At 33.7% G+C, this 1,675-nt stretch carries 2 protein-coding genes; both read left to right on the top strand.

Translation table 11 applies throughout. From position 1 onward, the window contains the following. The first annotated feature begins 67 nt into the window (after positions 1-67). Positions 68-751, top strand: a complete 684-nt coding sequence (locus COL3_RS29155) for a helix-turn-helix domain-containing protein (protein WP_008420731.1) — start codon at positions 68-70, stop codon at positions 749-751. After that, the gene (locus tag COL3_RS29150; protein WP_008420732.1) at positions 748-1,629 is read left to right on the top strand and encodes an IS3 family transposase; all 882 of its coding nucleotides are present in this window, start codon (positions 748-750) and stop codon (positions 1,627-1,629) included. Before COL3_RS29155 ends, COL3_RS29150 begins: the two co-directional genes overlap by 4 nt. Positions 1,630-1,675 lie beyond the last annotated feature (46 nt).

Genomic DNA, 1,675 nt, shown 5'->3' with positions numbered 1-1,675 from the left:
TGATATGCTCCCTTTAAGGTAGACAGATTAAAAAATAAAAATCTGTTATTCGAAAGGGGGTATTTTTATGTCTAAAAGATCGAAATATGCAGAAGAAGAAAAGTATAATATTTTAATGGATTATGATAATGGAGTTGGATCAATACAAGAGATTTGTATTAAATATAACATTAGCATATCTACTTTTTACCAATGGAGATATAAATATGAAAAGCATGGACTGGACGGATTAAAAGAATCAAGAAAATCTCAGAAATATTCAAAAGAAATAAAGGAACGAGCCCTGAAAGATTATCTTTCAGTGAAATACTCACAGACGGAAATTTCAAAGAAATACGGAATATCAAATAGATCAGTATTTAAACTTTGGATAAACAAGTATAATGGTCATAGAGAAATAACTGCAACGCCGAAAGGAATGAGGAAATCTATGACTAATGGAAGAACTACATCTTTAAGTGAAAGAATTGAGATTGTACAATATTGTATTGCTCACAACAACGACTATCATAAAGCCGCCGAGACTTATCAAGTCTCATATAATCAAGTATACCAATGGGTTAGAAAATACGAGTCTGGCGGAGAAAATGCATTGCAAGATGCGCGCGGTCGGAAAAAGCCTGAAGCTGAATTAACACCTGAAGACAGGATTAGACTTGAAATGAAAAGACTTGAAGCCGAAAATGAAAGATTAAGGGCGGAGAATGCATTCCTAAAAAAATTGGAGGAACTAGAAAGGAGGCGGTATTGAGCCGCATAAGACAGGAAAACAAGTATATTGCTATAGAAGATCTTCATAACACTGAAAAATTCTCTATTTTATTATTGTGCGAAATAGCAATGATTTCACGTTCCTCATTTTACAAGTGGGCAAATCGCGAAAAATCTGCTTTGGAAAATGAGAATAAAATGTTAGTTGATGAAATTATTAAAATCCATGAGGACGTAGATGGCATTTATGGATATCGCAGAATGACAATGAATTTGAATCGAAAGCTAGATCAGAAATTAAACCACAAGCGTATTTATAGACTTATGAAACTTGCAGGGCTACAATCTGTGATTCGAAGAAAGAAGAAACGTTATATAAAATCTAATCCTCAGCAAGTAGCAGAAAATCTTTTAAACCGTGAATTCACAGCTGATAAACCAAATCAAAAATGGCTTACAGATGTAACCGAATTTAAGTATGGAGACTCTAAGAAAGCATATCTAAGTGCTATATTAGACTTAAATGACAAATCTATTGTTGCATATGTACTTGGACATTCTAACAACAACGAGCTTGTCTTTAATACTTTAGATTTGGCGCTTGCAGCTTCGCCCGACGCAAAGCCTATGCTTCATAGTGATCGAGGATTTCAGTATACTTCATATGGATTTAAACGTAAATTAACATTAGCAGAGATGACACAAAGTATGTCTAGAGTAGGTAAATGTATAGATAACGGTCCTATGGAAGCATTTTGGGGAACACTAAAGTGTGAAAAGTATTATCTACGCAAATATGATACGTATGAGGAACTTTCCGATGCAATTAATGAATATATAAGTTTCTATAATACTAAGAGATTGCAAAAAAGATTAAACGGCCTAAGTCCTTTGGAATTTAGGGCTTTAGCCGCTTAAACTATTTTTTATTATTTTCACTGTCTACTTGACAGGGTGCAGTTCA

Origin of the sequence: Clostridium sp. LS, assembly GCF_002760435.1 — a bacterium.
In the GTDB taxonomy this organism is placed as follows: domain Bacteria; phylum Bacillota; class Clostridia; order Clostridiales; family Clostridiaceae; genus Clostridium.
The sequence above is the reverse complement of the archived record's forward strand: the minus strand, read 5'-3'. Positions and strand labels throughout refer to the sequence as shown.